We start from the raw sequence: 3,995 nt of genomic DNA, 5'->3' as shown, positions 1-3,995 counted from the left end.
ACTGGCAGGGGGACTTCAACCGAAGTCACCAGTGTCAGATAATGGTTGCAGCTGAGAACCATGGCTTAGCGTACAAACATCTCAGTGCTCTGTGATTTCCCTTTATTTCGCATGACCCGTTAGTCACGCCTTATGGCATAATGCCATTATTGCTCATGGAGACTCATCTTGCGCTCGAACCTGCCTGTCACAACCGTTGAACAAATATTTCCAGTCCAGCAGCGATTGATCTCTGCTACGGATACGAATGGGAATATTTCCTATGTGAATGACGAGTTTATGAGAATAAGTGGCTATTCTCGTGAAGAGTTGTTGGGCAGTCCGCACAATTTGGTTCGTCATCCCGACATGCCTCCAGCTGTTTTCGGGCTGATGTGGGGCTATCTGAAGGCTGGCAAAAGCTGGATGGGTATCATCAAGAATCGCTGCAAGAATGGTGACTTCTATTGGGTCAGTGCGTATGTGACACCTATTCTCGAAGATGGCCGCTTAACAGGCTACGAGTCCGTTAGAGTCAAGCCGACTCGGGAGCAAATTGATCGCGCACAAAAGCTGTATGACCGGTTGCGTGCAGGTAAAAATTCCATTCCCCAAAATCGTCATTATGCGGCATTCATGAGGAGGATGGTCTTACCTGCAACTGCGGCTGCGTTGGCAATAGGTGCGGCTAGCGTGCTGCCAAGCCTGGCAGCACAAGCGGTAACTGCCGTGCTCTTTCTCGTTACAGGATGGTGGTCCTATACGCGGCTGGAACATCAGTTGAGTCATATCATGAAATGCGCCCCTGACGCTTTTTCAGATCCGATTAGCGCCATCACTTACAGCGATACGTATGGCCCTTCAGCGCAGTTGGAAATGATATTGATTAGTGAGGATGCACGCCTTAAAACCGCACTGACTCGGCTAAGCGATCTGGCCAGCCAAGTGGCTGAAGCCGCTGCGCATTCCTCCTTACTCTCGAACCAAACTGAAAATGCCTTGCTGGAGCAGCGAGCGGAAACGGACATGACGGCAGCCGCCATGACGGAGATGGCGGCCTCAATCAACGAAGTGGCAGGGCATGTTCAAAAAACCGCCATGGAAGCGCAAGCAGCAAATGAACTGGCTGAACAAGGTGATAAAGTCGCCGGTACTTCCCGTGAGGCCATTCAGTTGCTGGCCAGTACCGTCACGAATATCAGCACTGCTGTGGATTACCTTGCCAATGAAACCCAGCAAATTATGGCTGCTGCGGGGGTGATTCAAGCCATTGCTGATCAAACCAACCTACTCGCTCTCAACGCTGCAATTGAAGCGGCTAGGGCTGGTGAGCAGGGTCGTGGTTTTGCGGTAGTAGCTGATGAAGTCCGGGCCTTGGCCGCTAAAACCCGCGTATCGACTCAACAAATTCAAAACGTCATTGAAACCCTTAAAAAAGGCGCAGATGAGGCTGTGAGCATTGCCAAACTCGGTATTCGCGAGGCCGACCACGGTGTACAGCAAGTTATAGAGGCGCAGTGTGCTCTCCAAGGCATTCGCGATGCTGTTGAACGGATCAGTGGTATGAGCCAGCAAATGGCAGCCGCTTCAGAAGAGCAGGCTAGTGTCGCTGAAGATATTGCTCGGCAGATTAATAACGTAGCGGGAACGGTTGAGAGAACAGCGAAGAATGCTAACTCCGCCGTGATTCGTGGCCGCGAACTTGAAAGTACATCCCGTGGTTTAAACTCGTTGGTTGAACGGTTCAACAGGTAGTGACCTTATGACTATTTTGGTGAATTAGGTTTATATATGAGTGCAAGATACCGTGCAGCGGTGGATGCGGCAGCTATTTTCTCGGAAACCGATAAATCCGGAATAATCACCTATGTCAATGAACAGTTCTGTGATATTTCTGGCTATAGCGCACAGGAGTTGATTGGGCAAAACCACCGCATACTAAACTCAGGGCAGCATCCCCCTGAGTTCTTTATTGATATGTGGAAAAAAGTTTCACGTGGGCAGGTATGGAAAGGTGAAATTTGCAACCGTAAAAAGGATGGCAGCCTGTATTGGGTAGAGAGCACCATTGTACCCATGTACGATGATGCCAGCCAGCGGGTGCAGAAATACGTTTCCATTCGTTTCGATGTGACCGAAAAGCGGAAGTTTCTGGAAACCTTGCAATGGCAGGCTGAGCACGACGAGCTGACGGGTCTTCCAAATCGTTTTTTGCTGTCCAAAGCGCTTGATCAGGCTATTGTCAAAGCAAAGAGCCAGCCCAGCACGGTTGCCGTGGGCGTGCTTGATCTCGATGGGTTTAAGCAGATTAACGACCGCTATGGCCACGAGATAGGTGATCGTCTGTTAGTGGCGGTGGCTGATCGCCTGAAACATAGTATGCGTATCGAAGATACCGTAGCCCGTTTGGGAGGCGATGAGTTCGTGCTGATTTTGGGTGTGCGGGATCCCAAGGTGTTGGAAAGCGCCCTGCAGAGGCTTTTAGCTGCCCTTTCCGCCGTCTACATCATCGATGGCATAGGCATTAATATTTCCGCCAGTATCGGTGTGACGCTCTATCCAAACGATAATGAGAATGCCGATACACTGCTACGTCATGCCGATCAGGCTATGTATAAGGCCAAACAAAGTGGCCGTAACTGTTTCCATTTGTTTGATGTATCAAAAGATAAGATGGATAAATCAGCTTTTGATACCGTAATACGGGTTCGCCAAGCGTTACATGATGGTGAGTTATGCTTGCATTATCAACCAAAAATAAGTTTGAGCAGTGGGGCAGTGATTGGTTTTGAAGCACTATTGCGTTGGCAGCATCCGCGAGATGGACTTATATTACCGCAGTATTTTATACCGTTGATTGAGCAGAGCGATCTGATCGTGGAGATCGGCGAGTGGGTCATAGATCAGGCGCTCAGTCAAATAGAACAATGGGCGGACTTGGGTCATTCGTGGTCTGTGAGTGTAAACATTGCAGCATTACATTTGAAAAAAGAAAACTTTGTAAAGTCCCTAAAGTTTTTGCTGGACAGCCACCCTAATGTTTTGCCGCAGATGTTGGATATTGAGATTACCGAATCAGTGGTGATAGAACACTTATCACATGTCACTCAGTGCCTCATTGCTTGCCAGGATCTGGGTGTGACATTTTCGTTGGACGACTTTGGAACTGGGTATTCATCGCTGAGCTACCTTAAACAACTGCCCACGCAGTCAATCAAGATAGACAAATCTTTTATACGCGACATACTCATCGATAAAGACAGCTTGGGGCTGACTAAGGCGATCATCGGCCTAGCGAAATCGTTTAACCGCGAGGTTATTGCTGAAGGGGTGGAAACGGTTGAGCACGGAGTGTTGCTGATGAACCTAGGTTGTGATGTAGCGCAAGGCTATGGTATTGCGAAACCCATGCCGGTAGAAAAAGTGCCATCTTGGGTGGCGAAGTTTGTCCCTGCTCATTTATCTAGAGGGGGTAATAGATAAACCGCACCGTCCACGAACTGATTGCGTCGTCGCAACCTAGTGGATTGAGCGGTTAATTCATTTATCCACCGGTAACGATATACTGTGCGTCCAATGCCATGGATTGGTTATGCGCATGGCTCGACCGACTTTCCCCATTCGCTCGAAATATATTTTTTATGATACACTATCCCAGCTGTTTTTTTCTGGAACAATGAAATAATTAATATTATTATAAACAACAAATCGATAATAATAAAGAGGATCATATATGTCGGATCAAGAGTTAATACTAGAGCAACTCCGTAACGTGAATTATGATAAGTTAAGCAAACAAGATATCGTAACAATGCTAGATGCAGGGGAACAGACTCTAGAAAATATGGCAGCATCAAGAAAAACTGCCATTGATATAATAGCAGAGGCAATGAACCAAACAAAGAATACGCTTGAGGCACTTGATTATTCTGGAAAGGTAGAAGCTGAAATCAGGAAAAATCTCAGCATACTGAGAGAGCTACTGATGACTGGCGATCTATAGCCCCCTAGACTGG

The 3,995-nt window shown here is 47.7% G+C and carries 3 protein-coding genes and 1 pseudogene; all 4 read left to right on the top strand.

Going from position 1 to position 3,995, the window contains the following annotated elements; all coding sequences use genetic code 11:
• Positions 1 to 279: 279 nt before the first annotated feature.
• Positions 280 to 447 (top strand): annotated as a pseudogene (locus JFT66_RS30355) (PAS domain-containing protein); the annotation flags it as partial.
• A gap of 168 nt (positions 448 to 615) precedes the next feature.
• Positions 616 to 1,734: a methyl-accepting chemotaxis protein gene (locus JFT66_RS29560; protein WP_371857143.1), complete on the top strand. Its 1,119-nt coding sequence runs from the start codon at positions 616 to 618 to the stop codon at positions 1,732 to 1,734.
• A gap of 36 nt (positions 1,735 to 1,770) precedes the next feature.
• On the top strand, positions 1,771 to 3,462 hold the full coding sequence (locus JFT66_RS29555; protein ID WP_047283016.1) for a putative bifunctional diguanylate cyclase/phosphodiesterase: 1,692 nt from the start codon (positions 1,771 to 1,773) through the stop codon (positions 3,460 to 3,462).
• A gap of 250 nt (positions 3,463 to 3,712) precedes the next feature.
• Positions 3,713 to 3,982 carry a hypothetical protein gene (locus JFT66_RS29550; RefSeq protein ID WP_003253606.1) on the top strand — a complete coding sequence of 90 codons (270 nt, stop codon included), beginning with the start codon at positions 3,713 to 3,715 and terminating at the stop codon, positions 3,980 to 3,982.
• Positions 3,983 to 3,995: the final 13 nt, after the last annotated feature.

Origin of the sequence: Pseudomonas sp. MF6755 (genome assembly GCF_016405635.1) — a bacterium.
In the GTDB taxonomy this organism is placed as follows: domain Bacteria; phylum Pseudomonadota; class Gammaproteobacteria; order Pseudomonadales; family Pseudomonadaceae; genus Aquipseudomonas; species Aquipseudomonas haemolytica.
The sequence above is the reverse complement of the archived record's forward strand: the minus strand, read 5'-3'. Positions and strand labels throughout refer to the sequence as shown.